At 68.2% G+C, this 15,013-nt stretch carries 16 protein-coding genes; 3 read left to right on the forward strand and 13 right to left on the reverse strand.

What is annotated here, in order from left to right:
- Positions 1 to 10 precede the first annotated feature (10 nt).
- Positions 11 to 418: a pyridoxamine 5'-phosphate oxidase family protein gene (locus tag ACIQLD_RS12520; protein ID WP_402608307.1), complete on the reverse strand. Its 408-nt coding sequence runs from the start codon at positions 416 to 418 to the stop codon at positions 11 to 13.
- A 210-nt stretch (positions 419 to 628) separates the two neighbouring features.
- Here ACIQLD_RS12520 and ACIQLD_RS12525 point away from each other — a divergent pair, with 210 nt between their 5' ends.
- Entirely contained in the window at positions 629 to 1,600 is a 972-nt protein-coding gene (locus ACIQLD_RS12525; protein ID WP_402608308.1) for an alpha/beta hydrolase fold domain-containing protein, read from the forward strand.
- 200 nt (positions 1,601 to 1,800) lie between these two features.
- Here ACIQLD_RS12525 and ACIQLD_RS12530 read toward each other — a convergent pair whose 3' ends face one another.
- A complete protein-coding gene (locus tag ACIQLD_RS12530; RefSeq protein ID WP_402608309.1) occupies positions 1,801 to 2,121 on the reverse strand; it encodes a hypothetical protein in 321 nt (106 codons plus the stop codon).
- Between the two features lie 14 nt (positions 2,122 to 2,135).
- Here ACIQLD_RS12530 and ACIQLD_RS12535 point away from each other — a divergent pair, with 14 nt between their 5' ends.
- Positions 2,136 to 2,720: a hypothetical protein gene (locus ACIQLD_RS12535; protein WP_402608310.1), complete on the forward strand. Its 585-nt coding sequence runs from the start codon at positions 2,136 to 2,138 to the stop codon at positions 2,718 to 2,720.
- A 38-nt stretch (positions 2,721 to 2,758) separates the two neighbouring features.
- On the opposite strand, the gene ACIQLD_RS12540 is transcribed toward ACIQLD_RS12535, so the two are convergent.
- The 11 genes from ACIQLD_RS12540 to ACIQLD_RS12590 form a co-directional block, all read right to left on the reverse strand.
- The gene (locus ACIQLD_RS12540; protein ID WP_402608311.1) at positions 2,759 to 3,862 is read right to left on the reverse strand and encodes a DUF4064 domain-containing protein; all 1,104 of its coding nucleotides are present in this window, start codon (positions 3,860 to 3,862) and stop codon (positions 2,759 to 2,761) included.
- Entirely contained in the window at positions 3,859 to 4,638 is a 780-nt protein-coding gene (locus ACIQLD_RS12545) for a hypothetical protein (RefSeq protein WP_402608312.1), read from the reverse strand. The genes ACIQLD_RS12540 and ACIQLD_RS12545 overlap by 4 nt, the downstream gene beginning before the upstream one ends.
- 172 nt (positions 4,639 to 4,810) lie before the next feature.
- The gene (locus ACIQLD_RS12550; RefSeq protein ID WP_402608313.1) at positions 4,811 to 8,353 is read right to left on the reverse strand and encodes a PKD domain-containing protein; all 3,543 of its coding nucleotides are present in this window, start codon (positions 8,351 to 8,353) and stop codon (positions 4,811 to 4,813) included.
- 205 nt (positions 8,354 to 8,558) lie between these two features.
- Positions 8,559 to 9,626 carry a VWA domain-containing protein gene (locus ACIQLD_RS12555; RefSeq protein ID WP_402608314.1) on the reverse strand — a complete coding sequence of 356 codons (1,068 nt, stop codon included), beginning with the start codon at positions 9,624 to 9,626 and terminating at the stop codon, positions 8,559 to 8,561.
- Positions 9,623 to 10,609: a VWA domain-containing protein gene (locus ACIQLD_RS12560; RefSeq protein WP_402608315.1), complete on the reverse strand. Its 987-nt coding sequence runs from the start codon at positions 10,607 to 10,609 to the stop codon at positions 9,623 to 9,625. The genes ACIQLD_RS12555 and ACIQLD_RS12560 overlap by 4 nt, the downstream gene beginning before the upstream one ends.
- Positions 10,600 to 11,091: a hypothetical protein gene (locus ACIQLD_RS12565; protein WP_402608316.1), complete on the reverse strand. Its 492-nt coding sequence runs from the start codon at positions 11,089 to 11,091 to the stop codon at positions 10,600 to 10,602. Before ACIQLD_RS12565 ends, ACIQLD_RS12560 begins: the two co-directional genes overlap by 10 nt.
- Positions 11,078 to 11,965, reverse strand: coding sequence for a DUF58 domain-containing protein (locus tag ACIQLD_RS12570; RefSeq protein WP_402608317.1), 888 nt, complete (start codon positions 11,963 to 11,965; stop codon positions 11,078 to 11,080). Before ACIQLD_RS12570 ends, ACIQLD_RS12565 begins: the two co-directional genes overlap by 14 nt.
- Positions 11,966 to 11,972: 7 nt before the next feature.
- On the reverse strand, positions 11,973 to 12,938 hold the full coding sequence (locus ACIQLD_RS12575) for an AAA family ATPase (RefSeq protein WP_402608549.1): 966 nt from the start codon (positions 12,936 to 12,938) through the stop codon (positions 11,973 to 11,975).
- A 110-nt stretch (positions 12,939 to 13,048) separates the two neighbouring features.
- Positions 13,049 to 13,306, reverse strand: coding sequence for a hypothetical protein (locus tag ACIQLD_RS12580; RefSeq protein WP_402608318.1), 258 nt, complete (start codon positions 13,304 to 13,306; stop codon positions 13,049 to 13,051).
- A gap of 320 nt (positions 13,307 to 13,626) precedes the next feature.
- Complete coding sequence (locus tag ACIQLD_RS12585) at positions 13,627 to 13,929, reverse strand: hypothetical protein (protein ID WP_402608319.1); 303 nt, start codon at positions 13,927 to 13,929, stop codon at positions 13,627 to 13,629.
- Positions 13,930 to 14,055: 126 nt separating this feature from the next.
- Positions 14,056 to 14,367, reverse strand: coding sequence for a putative quinol monooxygenase (locus ACIQLD_RS12590; RefSeq protein WP_402608320.1), 312 nt, complete (start codon positions 14,365 to 14,367; stop codon positions 14,056 to 14,058).
- A gap of 116 nt (positions 14,368 to 14,483) precedes the next feature.
- Between ACIQLD_RS12590 and ACIQLD_RS12595 the strand changes: the two genes are divergently transcribed.
- Positions 14,484 to 14,846, forward strand: coding sequence for a winged helix-turn-helix transcriptional regulator (locus tag ACIQLD_RS12595; RefSeq protein ID WP_402608321.1), 363 nt, complete (start codon positions 14,484 to 14,486; stop codon positions 14,844 to 14,846).
- Positions 14,847 to 15,013 lie beyond the last annotated feature (167 nt).

The following is a 15,013-nucleotide window of genomic DNA, read 5'->3' on the forward strand; positions in this document are numbered from 1 at the left end:
GTCGCGTGCTTCAGTCCTTGCCGCGGAACTGATCCCGTCGGACGCTGCGGCCCGTGATGCCCTCGATGTGGAACGACAGGGGAAGCCTTCGATCCTCTCCCGCCCAGGGGTGCACGCGAGCGGCGTCGCCCGTCGCCTCGTCATCGGGGACCCGGGAGAGGGGGCCATGCATCAGAACGCTCCACGCCGTGTTGCCGAGGGGATCGTGATAGTCCACCTCGAACGCGACCTCGAGCGGTTCGCGGGTCAGCGCGGCCAGCACCCCATCGGGCGCGGTGCGGAGAAGGAGATCGTGCCCGGAGACCGCGAAGTTCACCGGAAGGATCTGCACCCGGCCCTCGTGGACGACGCCGACGCGGCCGATCGTGGTGGTGGTCAACAGCTCATAGGACTGCTGCTCGTCGAGAACCTGGATCATGCGCGCATTCCTTCCCTCAGTCGCCAGGCTATCCAGAGCGGCACGCGCCTTCAAGGCGTCGCCGGATGCCCGGGCAGCACGCCCCGCCATCCGGCGGATCCGAGGCGCCCGATCGGCCCCGGCTGGCGGGTTACCCTCGTGTGCGGCGTGCGGAATGCTGGCGGAACGCCGCCGTGATGGCGGCCGAGGACAGAGGACGAAGGAGTTCTGATGACTGACACGACCCTGGCGCGACCGCCGTTCGATCCCGAGCTCGAGGCTGCGCTTGCCCTCGTCGGCGACCAGTTGCCGTCGACCCTGACGCCCGAGATGATCCCGCTGCTGCGCCAGTCGCCGGTGAGCGGCGACGAGGAGATCTTCTCCGCGCTCGCCGACCGCGGCTTCACACGCCGCGACGTCGCGATCGCCGGGCACGACGGAGACGAGATCGTCGTCTCCGTGATCGAGAAGGACGGCCGGACCGGCACCGGTCCCGGCTTCTTCCACACCCACGGCGGCGGCATGATCATCGGAAACCGTTGGCTCGGTGTTGTCGGCTTCCTCGATTGGGCGGAGCGCTTCAACGGTGTGATCGTCACGGTCGAGTACCGGCTCGCCCCCGAGTTCCCCGACCCGTATCCGGTGGAGGACTGCTACGCGGGTCTGCTGTGGACCGCAGAGCACGCCGAGGAGCTCGGCATCGACCTGTCGCGCCTTTTGATCGGCGGGGGCAGCGCCGGCGGAGGACTGGCCGCGGGCACGGCCCTGCTCGCCCGTGATCGGAAGGGCCCCGAGCTGATCGGCCAGCTGCTCATCTACCCGATGCTCGACGACCGGGACGAGTCGGTGTCGACACGGCAGATCGACGGCATCGGTGTCTGGGACCGCGGTTCGAACGTGACCGGGTGGACGGCGCTCCTGGGCGATCGCGTGGGAACCGACGACGTGTCGATCTACGCCGCCCCCGCCCGGGCGACCGACCTGTCAGGGCTCCCGCCCGCGTTCATCGACTGCGGCAGCGCCGAGGTGTTCCGCGACGAGGACGTCGCCTATGCCACGAAGCTCTGGGAAGCCGGGGTGCAGGCCGAGCTGCACGTGTGGGCCGGCGGCTTCCACGGCTTCGACATGTTCGCCCCGCACGCCGCCGTCGCGCAGGCCATGCTCGCCGCACGCGACAACTGGGTGAACCGCCTGATCTCCTGAGTCCGGATTCCGTGCCCGGTTCTCTCCGGTCGCACCTGATGCCGGCTCCAGCGTCGCCGGACGGCAGCACGTGCGACCGGAGAGGGACACACCGACCCCGTAGGGTGGAATCCCCGCGCGATGGAGCCCGACATGCAAGATCTGCTGGGGCGTCTCACCGCCCTCGACCCGGATGCCAGCGAGACGCTCAAAGTCGTCAGCTACTTCGACGCCCTCGTCGCCCGCTCCGTCGGCGTGGAGAGCATGCTGCGGGGCGCGGCGGTGCTGAGCGGTGCGACCGTCGGGCAGCGCGACGGTCGACAGATCGTGCGCGTGCGGGCCGATGGGGTGCGCATCGATCCCGTCGAGCCGTCGCACACCTGGCCGGTGCGCGAGAGCGGACCGGATGCCGTCGCCTGGATCGAGCGGGAGGGCGATGCGCACACCAACGACGCGATGATCCTGGAGCGGCTCGCTCTCGCCCTCGGCATCATCCGCGCACGCCGCTCGGTGGGACCGGAGAGCGCGGTCGAACTCGCCATCAGCTCCTACGCCGGTGCCGAGGAGAGAGCAGCCGCGGCTCCGGCTCACAGCGAGCACGTTGCGGCTGGTCGCCTCGCCTCCCGACCCCGCACCGTTGCCGACGCACCCCTCGGCCGTGGTCGCCACTCGGCACGGCCTCACGCGTGCGACGATCCTCGACGCGCAGACGGATGTGCGCGAGGCCTGGCCCGAGTCGGGCGTCCTGCGGCTGGGCATCGGTCTGGCCGGGCCCGGGGAACGACTTCCCGCGTCGTGGTCTTCGGCACTCGTGGCCGTGCGCCTCACGAGCGCGGACGAGCCGGTGGTCGATGCGGCCGATCTCGGAGCGCTGCTTCTCGTCGCCGACACCGCGGAATCGAGCCCGCTGCACCCGGATGCCGCCGCGCTCGCGGCACTCGATGAACGCAGCCGCGAACTCCTCGACGCCGTCGCCGAAGAGCAGAGCATGCGTGCTGCCGCGGCGCGTCTGGGCAGACACCACTCCAGTGTGCAGGAGCGCATGACAGCCCTCGTCGAGACGCTGGGATACGACCCGCGTACCTCCCGAGGTCACGCCCGGTACGCGCTGGCTCGAATGCTGCTGACGCTCGGATCCTGATACGACGCCGACCACGGCGCCGACCAGGATCGGCCGTCTCACTCGAACCCCGGATACTCCTGCAGCTTCTCCTGGAACTCCGCGCGATCGGCCTCGCTGAGCACACCGCTCGCGATCACCGCCAGCTGCAGGCCCTCGAGCGGCTCTCCGGTGAGAGCGTTCTGGGCCTCGCGGGCCGCGAGGAAACCGCCGTCGTCGTCGTTCGAGAGGTCGTTGATGGTGGCATAGAAGCGCAACGGGTCCGGGTAGTTCTCGGTGTAGTACTCCCAGGTGGTCTGGGTGCGCGGGTCGTCGCTCCCGTAGAGCTTCGCGATCATCGCGGGATCGATCCCCGACACGGACGGATCGTTGAACGAGTAGAGGTCCCACAGCCCGTGTTCGATGACGACCTCGCTGATCACCGCCATCACCTCGAGCTTGCGGTCGTAGTCCTGGATGGGTTCGTTGGTCGCCCAGGCGGTCGTGCTGAACTCGACCAGCATCGACTCGCCGCCGTACCCGTTGCGCTCGGGGCGCAGATCCTCGTCGCCCACCGGCATCCACGAGTACCCGAACTCTTCTGTCAAGCGCGCGCGGACGTCGGCGAACAGCGCCTCGGCCTGTTCCCGCACCTCTTCCAACGACTGCTGCGAGAGCGTCTGCTGCGGATCGGTGCCCTTGATCGCGGGATACGCCTCCGCATGCTTCTGCGCGGCCGTCTTCGTGCCCTCGTAGTTGCCGGAGGCCGAGGTCTGCAGCGCACTCATGCCGCCCACGGTGGCGACGTTGAACAGAAGGGTCACGACGAGCGCGATCGCCCCGAGCATCCGCCCGCGTGCCGAGAACAGGGCGGCGGCGATGACGGCGACCACGACGAGCTGCAGCGCGAGCATCGTGACGCCGTAGAGCAGGTCGGTACCGCCCGCGATCAGGGTGCCGAGCAGGATCAGGGCGAAGAGGATGGATGCGGTGAGGGCGATCCAGCCGAGGGCGTTCGCCGGCTTCTTCGGTTCGACCGTCGGCACTGCCGTCGTGGCGGTCGGACTCGGTGGCGATCCGAATGCCTCACGCCGCGCCCCGCGATAGCCGCCGGGTGGGGGAACGGGGGGAGCGCCCTCGGTGCCCGTGACGTAGCGCGCACGCTGCCTCTCGTGATCGCTCACCACGGCTTCTCCGTTCCCGAACCGCCGGGGTCGTCGCCCTGTTGCTGATCGCGTTCCTGAGTGCCCTGCTCGAGCTTGTCCTGAAGGCCCTTCAGCTTGTCTTCGGAGGGCTGCTCCTTCTCGCCGGGTTGCGGTTGGGGCTGCTGCTCCTGTTCCTTCTGCTGCTTCTGCTTCAACCGGTCGGCCGTGCCGTCGAGAGAGTCCGCCATGTCGCGCTGAGGGTCGGGCGACTGCTGCTGGGCCTCGTCACTGCGGCATTCCTCGGGGGTCTCGACCGTGATCGTGAGCGCCTCGCCGTAGAGTGCGGCGGCGCCCGCGCCGTCACCGTCCGCGCGGGCGGCATCGCCCATGCGCTCCACGACCAGCGCGAGGTTGATCCGCACCGCGCACACCTCCAGTCCGGTCGCGAGGTCGAGGGCTTCTTCGAGTTGGGCCCGTGCGTCCGGCAGCTGCTCCGCCCCACCGAGTGCGGTGCCGATGTTGAACGGCGCCTTGTACGGCTCGAACCAGTTCAGGAAGTCCTGTCCGCGCGCGGAGGCCTCCGATCCGGCGAAGTCGTCCACCACGTAGGCGGTGATGGCCTGATGTGCGAAGGCATACATGCTCAGCAGCTTGCCCACGAAGAAGAGCGCTGCGAGCGTGAGCGGGATCGTCCCGATCGCGACCCATCTTCGGACGCTGCGGCGCCGACGGTTGGACCGCAGAAGCGCGGCAGCGCGTTCGGCCTGTGAGGATCCGCCGGCGACCGTATCGTCGCGCGTCGAAGGGCCGGTCATGCCTCACCCCCTCACAGTCGTCGACCGCGCGGCTGGAGACGAGTGGTCCTCGAAGCGGCACGACGAAGCGCTGAACATCCTATCCGCGCAACCTCTCGGTACGACTCAGCCGACCTCGGGGTGCCCGAGGTCGGCTGAGTGCGCTCGTTCCCACGAGCGGTCGATGGGCGGGCTACTCGGCCGCGGTGACGCGGAAGGAGTCGAAGGACACGCTTGCGGCAGCAGGAGAGGTGCCCGAGCGGTTGCCGCTCAGGCCGACCCCGCCTGCCGGCTGCAGAGGGGCGTTGTCCGTCGCCTTGAGCTGCCAGTCGGTCGGCTCCGTCGCTCCGGTCGCCCAGATCTTCGCCTTGATCGACGCCTGCGCGGTTCCCGTCACCGTGACTTTGAGCGTGTATGAGGTGTTCGCCGTGACGGCGAGACCGGACACGGCCTGGGTCTGCAGGACGGTGCCGTCGCGGTGTGCGACGAGCCAGATGCTCCCGTCCGACCGGAGCCAGGCGCGAACGAGGTATCGACCGGCGGTCGAGTCCCGTGCGATGACGCCGATGTAGGTACCACCCGTCGCGGGAGGCTGATCGACCTGGAATGTCGTCTCGAGGGCCGGACTCGGAATCGACGGCGTGTTCAGGGTCGCGTGCCGAGTATCGCCCGCGGCCAGATTCATCTTCCCGGTTCCGTCGGCGACGGTGGCCGTTGCCGACGAACCTCCCGCGATCTTCCAGGCTCCGCCTACGGCTGCGGTGCCCCAGCCAGGGCCGGAGACCCGATCGAACTCATCGCTCGCGAGCGGCGCGGGTGCGGTCACCACGGCCTCCCGGGTGGTGGTTCCCACGCCGCCCAGGTTGTCCGTCACGGTGAGGGTGACGGTGCGCGTGCCGGCCGTCGCGTAGGTGTGGTTCGCCGTCGCGCCCTCGCCGGTCGTGCCGTCGCCCCAGTTCCAGCTGTAGGTCTTGATGGTGCCATCGGCGTCTGCCGACGCCGAGGCGTCAGTCGCGACACTCAACGCCGACGCCGAGAGTGTGAACGATGCGGCGGGCGCCACGTTGGCCCCTTGGATGACAACCGGCTTCTTGATGGATCCCACAAGCCCCTGACCGTCGGTGATCGTCAGCTTGACCTCATACGTCCCCGGCGCCGAGTAGGTGTGCGCCGGAGTCTTGCCGACCGCGGTCGAACCGTCACCGAGGTCCCATCGGTACTCCACGATCGTCGTCGAGCCAGGCGGCACCGAGGCGCTCGCATCGAAGGTCGCGTCGAGCCCGGTAGTCGTCGTCGTGAAGGCGGCGACGGGGGCTGCGGCGCCATTTCCGACGCTGTAGTGGGTCTTGATCTGTCCCGCGGTCAGTGCATACGGGTAGACCGCGAACTCATCGACATTTCCGACGAGGTGGGCATTGCCGGCAAGGTTGGCAGGGGCGGGAACGGTCTTGGTCGGCTCATTTGCCCAACTCTTCAGCCTGCCGCCGCCGATCTTCCAGAAACCGCGGTAGTCCTGTGCTTTGGTGACGTTGGGGAGCTGACCGTCGAGTCTTCCGTCGATGAAGAGTTTCATTCCATCGGGGCTCACCGACGCAACGACATGATGCCAGCGGTTGTCGTTGTATGCCGTTGCGGTCGTGAGAACTTTCGTGCCGTCGTTGTAGACCCCGAAGTTCAGGCGGCCGTCGTCCGACATGTAGACGGTTCGGTCGTAGTTCTTCGAGTAGAAGCCAGCGGCCGAACTCTCGAAGTCGAACAACACGCCGCCAGCGGTCGTCGAGGTCTGGAACCACATCTCTGCGGAGAACGACGAAGGTGCCTCGGCTTTCGTGGTCGTGTCGACTCGTCCCGTCTCCGTGCCGTCGAGGGCGGTCGCGCCGGCCACGCCCTTCGGCATGCCTGACGATTGAGGCGTCGCTCCCGAACGGATGAGCGGACTGTTCGCCCCCGCCACATCCTGCGCGACGGTTCCCAACGGGTAGTACAGCTGGGGGCCGTCAGCGAGCACGGCGTTGGAGTACGCAGGGGCGGAATCGGCCACCGTGGCGGTCGTCGTCTTGCTCGAAACCGTGTGGCCGTTGCTGTCCGTCGCCGTGAAGGTGTACTGCTGTTGCGAACCGACCGGCGCTGTCGTGTCTTCGAAGGTCACAGCTGGCAGGTTCCACCAGGTGGAGTCCATCTTGGTGGTGAGCAGAGGAGCGGTCGAGCCGGCGCGGCGCAGCTCGTACGTGAGTGTGAGGTCGTCACGGTCCCAGTTGGCGGGAATCGTGACCTTCACGCGGCCGGGGACGAGCGAAGTCGCGGTCGGTACCCACTTCTCGCCGGAGAGGCGGGGGCCGTCCTTCGGGCCCTCGGGAGGGGTGGTCGAGAAGCGGACGAGTCCTTCGAACTGTCCGTTGTTGACGGAGCGGAATTCGCCGCCGATGGAGATCATGGTGCCGGTGCCGGTGATCGACAACCCGGCCTGGCCGAGTCCGGTGGTGGTCCCCACTGCCCAGTCGGGCGACCACGCGTACGGCGAGGGTGCGGGGCTCCCGCCCCAGTCCTTGCGGCCCGGCGCGTTCGGCTGCGGTGCCAATTCACCCCGAGCATCCGCGGTGTATGCCTCGGAGTAGCGGTGCACGCGAGGAGCCTGCTCCGGGTGGAGTCCCATGGTTTCGCAGGAATGCGTGTGGCTGGTCGTGTAGACGACCTTGCCGGTGGAGTAGACACCGTAGTGGTCGCCGAGGCAATCCGCGATCCAGCGCACCTTGCCGGTGCCTGCCTCGGCCGCGAAGGTGCCTTCGAGGTTCCCCGTCTCGGCGTTCGCGAACCCCCATCCGGTGCCGTACACACCGGTGGCATCGGTCGTGAGGCTGAAGGTTCCGGCCTTGCCGGCGAAGTCGCCGCTGCCGGCGCCGTTCTTGACCGTCTTGGCCAGCTCCCACGCGGTGTTCAGTTCGCCGGTGGTCTTGTCGACCGCCCCGTTGCCACGCATCTCGGTGTTGCCGTTGATCTGAGAGAAGCGTCCGCCGATGATGGTGTCTTTCCCCGCAGGGTCCATGACCATGGCGTCGACCTGCAGGTCGGTCCGAGGCGCCCAGGGCAGGAGGGCACCGTTCGCGGAGTTGAAGGCGGTGAGGTTCTTCCTCGCAGTGCCGTTGGCCTGCGAGAACAGGCCACCGGCGTAGACACTCGTGCCCGAGGTCGTGAGCGCGTAGACGCCTGATCCGCCGATGGACGGGACGAATCCGGGGACGAGCGCCCCTGTCTTCGCGTCGATCGCGGCGATGTTCCAGCGGTCCTTGCCATTGACCTTGTTGAAGGAGCCGCCGATGTAGATGCGGCTGCCGTCGGGGGAGGCGGCGACGGCCTTGATCACGCCGTTCACCTGCGGCGCGAACGGCAGGAGCGCCCCGGTGTTGATGTCGTACGCGAGCACGTTCGACCGCGCGGTGAGCGCCGTGCCGGGCTTCGCCTTCGGTTCGCGGGCGTTGTCGAACTTTCCGACGGCGTACACGGTCGAGCCGATGGTCGTCTGCGCCCAGACATAGCCGTTGTCGATCTGCACAGTCGGAATCGGGTCGGATGTGACGACGTCGCCGTCGCGCTGCAGCAACGGCGGCAACGCCGGCGCGGTGTCGGCCGCGACGGCTGCTCCACCTCCGAACGACACCAGCCCCGCCACGACCAAGATCCCGACGACGACGCCAGCGGCCGCGGTGCGGGCGCGCTCAAGAACGTGTGTGTTCCCCATGTTTTTGCTTCCCCAGTGATCTGATGTCGACGTGTGCGTCGACACGACATCGCAGTCTCGTGCGAGCGGAGGCTTCCCCAAGCCCATGTGTTCCGCGGTCGTCACGCAGCTGCGAACCCCTGCCGGGACCAAGACGGTCCGCGACCGGTAAAACATTAGCCGCTCATGTCTACGGAACCTGAGTGTCAGATGAGGGTGCGGGGGCTCAGTGGCGTGGTCTGCTGTCTTCCCTGTTGCGAGAACCGACGCGTCGTCGCGGGGCGCGCAGCCGGCGAAGCCGCGCGATCAGCAGGGCGGCACGCGCGAGTTCCACGCCGAGGATGGCGAGGGCGGCGAGGGCCGCGACCCAGTACAACTCGATGACGTTGCCGACCTCGCCCGAATCGGCGTAGTCGGTGGTCATCGACGGCGCCTCGGGGAGCACGGGTGCGGCATCCGCCGTCCGATGCGCGTACTCGACCCCGAGCTGATCGGCGATGGCTTCGAGGTTCGACTCGTCGATCACCGAGAGCGCGTCGGCACCCTGGTACTGGATGTACCCGCCGTCCTGCTCCGAGATGCCGCCCGTGGTGATGCGCATCGGGCCGCCCCCGGCGGTGCCGTACCCGAACACCGCCCCCGAATCGGTGTACTTCGCGCTGGAGGCGAACGATTCCGGTGGGGTGTCGGCGGTCTGCTCTCCGTCACCGAAGTAGAAGACCATGCGGGAGCGGTCGGGAGACGACTCGGCCGCCGAGGCGAGGGTCTCCGACAGCAGCGGGGCGGCGATGCCGATCGAGCTTCCCCGTGACTGGCTGGTGACCTCGGGGCGCAGCACCTCGAGCGAACCCATGAGCGCGGTGGTGTCGGTGGTCAGCGGCATCCGCAGCTCGGCCGCCGCATCCGAGGTGATGAGCGCGAAGCGCGCACCCGGATACTCGTCGACGAGCGCGCGGACATCTTCGCGGATGCCGTCGAGTCGGGGTTCGTCGTCGCCCCAGTCCTCGGCCACGATGCTCGCCGTGGTGTCGACCACCAGCACGATGTCGGTGTCGTTCGCGAGAGTCTGAGTGGCTCCGCCCGGGATGCCTGGCCGCATCAGCATCGCGAAGCAGGCGAGCACCAGCAGCAGGCGCAGGGCCCAGAGCGCGCGGTGACCGGCCAGAGCCCGACGATCGGTGGTCGGTACGCCGGCGGACTTCCGCGGACGCACCAGGACCCAGATGGCGACGACGGCGACGGGGGCGCACAGCAGGGCGATCAGCAGCGGGTTGAGCACGGGTTGGAAGATCACAGTCGCACCCTCCACAGGACCACGACGAAGCCGAGCAGGCAGATCGAGAGCAGCACGATCCACAGGTTCGGGGCGTCGGTCCAGAGCACCTGCGCCTTCCCCCGCAGTTCGGTCGCCTCCTGCTCCTGCACCTGGGTGACGATGTCGGAGACGGTCGTCGTGTCGCGCAGGCCGTACGCGGCGCCGCCCGTCGCCTCGGCCGCAGCGCTCAGCTCGGCGCTGACGTCGGCGTCCTTGCCCTGGACCGGGTTCAGCGCGAAGACCCGCACGTCCTTCGAGGCGGCGTAGGCGGCCGCCTCTTCGAGCGTCACGATCGAGGCGCCGTTGACCTCGTTGTCGGTGGCGAAGATCACCGAGCGCGAGCGGTCGACGTCCGGATTGTCGAAACCCATCGTGCAGGCGGCGAGGCCGTCGCCGATCAGGGAGGCGCCGTCGCCGTTGAGGGTGCCGATCCAGTGCTCAGGGACCCCGCTTCCGCGTTCGAAGCTCTGGATCATGCTCTCGACGTGCTCGCGGACGAAGTCGTAGTCGTCGGTCAGAGGGAAGATCTGCACGGGCGAGCTGTTGAAGATCGTCAGCCCGATCCGCTCTCCCGCGAAGTCGTCCAGCAACTCCTCGAACACGGTCAGCACCTCGACGTCGACTTCGGTCATGGAACCGGAGACGTCGAGGCACAGCATGATGTCACGGCTGGTGTTCACGGGCTGGACGGTCTGCACCGACATCGGCCGGGCAGCCACCACGCCCGCGACGATCGCGGCAGTCGCGCCGAGGGCGAGGATGCCGGACAGCGCGAGGGCTCTCCGCGCCAGCGCGCGGCGGAAGGAGGGCAGTGCGCGTAGGCGCTCGGCACGGGCGACCCGTGCGGCGTCGCCACCACGGGCCGTACCGCCCCGGCGGAGTCCGAGGACGAGGCCGGCCGTGAGCGCCACCAGCACGACGGCACCGGCGACGGCGAGCATCCAGACATTCGCTAGTGCCACGTCCGCACCACCGTCCTGGCGGCCTCGGCGCCGGCCACAGGATCGATCACCGGTCCCTGACGGAAGATGCTCGGGTAGTAATGCCTGCCGAGCGCATCGATGAGGGCGGGATGCACACCACGGGCCACGAGATCGTCGAGTGCGAGAACGGGAGCCTCCAGGCCGCTGTATTCGTTCACGAAGGTGCGCACGGTGCGACTCAGCTCGAGATTCGCCTGCCGGGCGGAGAGGCGGCGTTCGAGGTACTCGGTCTCGATCTGCTCGATGCGCGTCAGGTACTCGGTGCGCAGCTGCGAGAGGACGTCGATCACCAGTGGTGCCTGTCCGGCGTTCGGGTCGGCGACCGCCAGGGTGCGCCGCGGTCGGGTGAGGACGATCAGCAACCACGCCCCCAGCACCAGCAGAGCCAGGATGCCGATCGCGAGCAGCATCCATCCCCAGCCGTACTGCGCCGGCGGATAGAGGTCGTCAGAGCCGGGCATTCGACCTCCGATTCAGCAGCGTCAGCAGCTGAGCGACGGCATCGTCCTGCCCGTCCAGCGTGGAGTGGCTGATCTCCATGCGGGTGAGGAGTTCGGCGAGGTGTGCGGCATCGGTCTCGCGCTGCGCGGTCAGCTCCTGCACGATCTCGCGGTCGCCCTGCACGAATCCCGGCACTTGCCAGCGGCTGTCGACGTCACGGCGGATGCGTCCGGTCGCGTGGTCCAGCACGGGGTCGGCGTCGCGCAGCGTGAGCCACAGCACATCGTGCTGCACGCGCAGTCGGCGCAGCATCCGCTCGGTCTCGCCGGTGACGGGGGCCTCGTCGGTGATGACCACCACGATCATGCGACGGGCGATCGTGCGAGTGACGAACGACAGGAGGGCGTCACGGTCGCTCGGAACGCTGCTCTCGTCGATGGCGCGGTCGATCGTGCGCAGCGCGTGTTCGAGCGCGCCCTCGCTGCGGCCCGGTGCGAGGCGGCGCACCTTCGCGGCGTCGCCGTACACCGTGGTGAAGTCGTCGCCGTGGCGCAGGGTCAGCACGCCGAGCACTCCGGTCGCCAGGATCGCCAACTGCTTCTTCGACTGCTCGTCGGCGGCGAGGGCCGACATGGAGCGCCCGGTGTCGACCACGAACAGCACGGTGTGCATGCGCGTCGCGCGCGAGCGTTTCACCAGGGGCGTTCCCAGTCGGGCGGTCGCCCGCCAGTCGATGTCGCGCACCTGATCGCCGTACTCGTACTTGCGCAGGTCTTCGAAGTCGAGGCTCCGCCCGCGCAGCAGCGACGCGTAGGCGCCGTCGAGCGCGTGCAGCGACTTGCGCGTCGAATGGATGAAGAGCTTGCTCTTCACCTGCGTGATCAGGCTGGCCATGGAGGTGTCAGGGTGTGGGTACCGACGCGAAGATCTGATCGATGATCTCCTCGCTGCGGATGCCCTCGGCGTCGGCCTCGAAGGTCAGGAGCACGCGGTGGCGCAGCACGAGGTGCCGCAGCTCGCGGATGTCTTCGGGCAGCACATGCGAGCGCCCCTTGAGCAGGGCCAGCGCGCGCGAGGCCTGCAGGAACGCGATGCTCGCACGCGGGCTCGCCCCGTACTTGATGAAGCGGGCCCGCTCCTCGCCGATGTACGGCGCTGGGTTGCGGGTGACGTAGGCGATCGACACGATGTAGTTGCGGATCGCGGGGTCGACGTAGATGCGGCTCGCGACGTCCTGCAGCAGATGCACGTCGTCGAGGCTGACGGCGCTGGCGACGTGCCGGTCGGGGTCGAGCACGCCGGAGTCGATGCGGCTGAGCACTTCGAGCTCCTCTGCGGGGCTCGGGTACTCGACGATCTCCTTCAGCAGGAAGCGGTCCATCTGCGCTTCGGGCAACTCGTAGGTGCCCTCCTGCTCGATGGGGTTCTGCGTCGCGATCACGAGGAACGGCTTCGGCAGGTGGTGGATCTCCCCGCCGATCGTGGTCTGGTGCTCCTGCATCGCCTCGAGCATGGCGCTCTGCGTCTTGGCGCTGGAGCGGTTGATCTCGTCGAGCAGCACGAAGTTCGCGTGCACGGGGCCGAGGACCGTGCGGAACGTGCCGGTTGCCGCGTCGTAGATCTGGTTGCCGGTGATGTCGCTCGGCAGCAGGTCGGGCGTGCACTGGATGCGCTTGAACTGCGCCTTCACGGTGTCGGCGAGGGTGCTGGCTGCGGTGGTCTTCGCCAGTCCCGGCACGCTCTCGAGCAGGATGTGCCCGCCCGCGATGAGCGAGATGAGCAGGCTCGTGCGCAGCCGGTCCTGGCCGACCATCTTCGCCGAGTACGAGGCGGAGATGACCCGCAGCACCTCGGACGCCCTGGCCATCTCGGCGTCGGTGGGTGCGCCGTTCGTCGTGGAGGGTGAGGCTGCGGGGGCAGGGGCCTGCGCGGGAGCGGGCGGAGGCGGTGGCGCCACCGGCTGCGGGGATGCGGCGTTCAGATCGTGCATGCTCTCTCCTCCTCGGGGAGCACGGCGCTTCTCCCCCCCAGCCAGGGTAGTCGCCGCATCGGGGAGACGAGGATCGGCACCATCGGCGCCAGGCTGGTCGCAAGGGGGCGTTCGAGAGCAGCGCCCCACAGCAACGCGGAGACCGCCACGGTGAGAGCAGCACTCAGCCACAGGGCCACGACGGCACCTCGCCTGCCGAGGAGCACCTCCAGGCGCGTGGTCGGCATCGGGCGCGGAGCCCTCATCGTGTCATCCGAAGATCGTGTTCCACGTGTCTCCGATCCCTTCACCGATCGCGGATCCCTTCACCGATCGCGCCGGCAGGGCGCGCGATGAACGAACCCACAGCGGCACCCACCGCCAGGCAGCAGCGCTTTGCGGCCGCTCTTCGTCGTCCGGTGACTGCAACGTCTGACCACCCTAGGACGATAGTCGCGATCTGCGGCTTCCCCCACCGTCGCGGTAGACCCCGGTTTCGTCGAGTACTCGGCCGAAATCCTCGAGATGGTCGCTCACGAGCTGAACACTCGCCCCCGAAAGAGGAGACTGCGACGGCTGAGCGTCATCACTGGCCGAACATCGACGAGGTCGCCGCGATCCATCCGAACGTCAGGGCGAGGATCGTCACGATGATCCAGATGCTCATGGCGATCGCGTTGAGCGCGATCCCCCATGCCGCCTGCGTGCGCGCACGCGGCTCGCCTCGTAGCGACACGATCCCGAGGATGAGCCCGATGACGGGCGCGAAGAAGGTCCAGCCTGCGAACACGGAGCAGATCCCGAGAACGAGGCTGGCGGTGCCTTTCGCGGTCGACGTCGCAGGGACGGACGGCGTGGTGGTTGCGGGGGCAGAAGCAGTTGTTGACATGACATCCACGCTAGGACGGGGCCTGTCGGCGGGCATCGGACTGGAGTACCCACGTCGTACGTCCAGCGGATGATTGCGTCGGTTCTCAGGTGCCGGCCTCCCAGCGCTTTCCTGCAGCGTGTGCGGCTACTCCGACCTCCGGTCGAGGAACAGCAGTTCGAGCGGTGTTGCCAGGAGCGCATCCACTCCCTGCGCGAATGCCTGGAAGTGCGGTGTGGCGAAGTGGGTGTCGAGCGCGGCCTGGTCGTCGAACGCCTCGCGCATGTAGAACGTTCCTGATTCGCTGCGCGACTCGAACAGCACATAGTCCTGGTTGCCGGGCTCCGCTCGGGTCGGCTCGATCAGTCGCTGCAGGGCGGCGAGCAGTGCGTCTCGGTGATCGGGGAGCGCGCGCAGAATGACGAGGCTGTACAGCGGATCGGACTGGTGCGAAGACATGATCTGGTCCTTCTCTCGTGAGATCGAACGCGGCAGGGCTGCCGCGAACTCATTACTACTCGAAAGGGAGCAGTTACCCGCAAGGAGTGCTGGTAACTTTCGGATAGCATGAGCGGATGACTTCCCTCAGTACCTGCGCCGCCGGCAGGCCCCACGATGTCTACGATGCGCAGTGCCCGTGCCGCGGCATCCTCGACCTGCTCGCCGACAAATGGAGCGCCCTCATCCTCGGCGCGCTCGAGGGCGGGCCGATGAGGTTCGGGGAGTTGAAGCGCAAGCTCGAGGGCATCAGTCCGAAAGTGCTCACGTCGTGCCTTCGACGGCTCGAAGACCGCGACCTCGTCTCCCGCGAGATCTTCGCCGAGGTGCCGGCTCGCGTCGAGTACTCGCTCACCGGCCTCGGCGCCGACGCGGCGAAGCCCCTGCAGAGCCTTCGTGACTGGGTCGAGTCGAACATCCAGCGCTTCCCCGATCTCTGACCTCTTATGACGACGGGGTGGTTACCCGGAGGTGACTCGAACCCCCTGCGGGAAACCAACTGCACCGCACCGTGGGGCGGGATTCTCCCTGTCGGGCGGAGCTTTCGTCACACGATCTCCGCCCGACAGGGAGATCTCCGCCCTACGCGCGCTTCCCACCGCGGGTC

This window comes from Microbacterium sp. NPDC091662 (assembly GCF_044756705.1).
Taxonomy (GTDB): domain Bacteria; phylum Actinomycetota; class Actinomycetes; order Actinomycetales; family Microbacteriaceae; genus Microbacterium.